Source organism: Streptomyces kebangsaanensis (assembly GCF_001906585.1).
GTDB classification, from domain to species: Bacteria; Actinomycetota; Actinomycetes; order Streptomycetales; family Streptomycetaceae; genus Streptomyces; species Streptomyces kebangsaanensis.
This window is the reverse complement of record NZ_JUJA01000117.1, coordinates 28,937-29,146: the sequence shown is the minus strand read 5'-3', so window position 1 is coordinate 29,146 and position 210 is coordinate 28,937. Positions and strand designations below refer to the sequence as shown.

1 protein-coding gene is annotated in these 210 nt (G+C 86.7%); it reads left to right on the top strand.

Annotated elements, in window-relative coordinates; all coding sequences use genetic code 11:
* The coding region (locus RH94_RS46995) for a hypothetical protein (protein ID WP_234425842.1) at positions 1–210 on the top strand (210 nt) is incomplete at both ends.

Sequence of the window (210 nt, the reverse complement as noted above, 5' to 3'; positions counted from 1 at the left end):
GCCCCCGCCCCCGCCCTCGCACGACCCCGCGTTCCCGGCGCCGCCCCTGCCCGCCCCGGTCGGCGCCCCCGACTCCGGTCCCGTGCGCCTGGCCGGCGCCCAGGTGCCGATCGGCCCCGGGCCGCTCGTCGCCGACGCCCGCGCCGCCGCCGTCAAGGCGCCCCCGCCGGAGGCGGGCCTGGCCGCCACCTGGTCCAGGCCGCGCCCCGG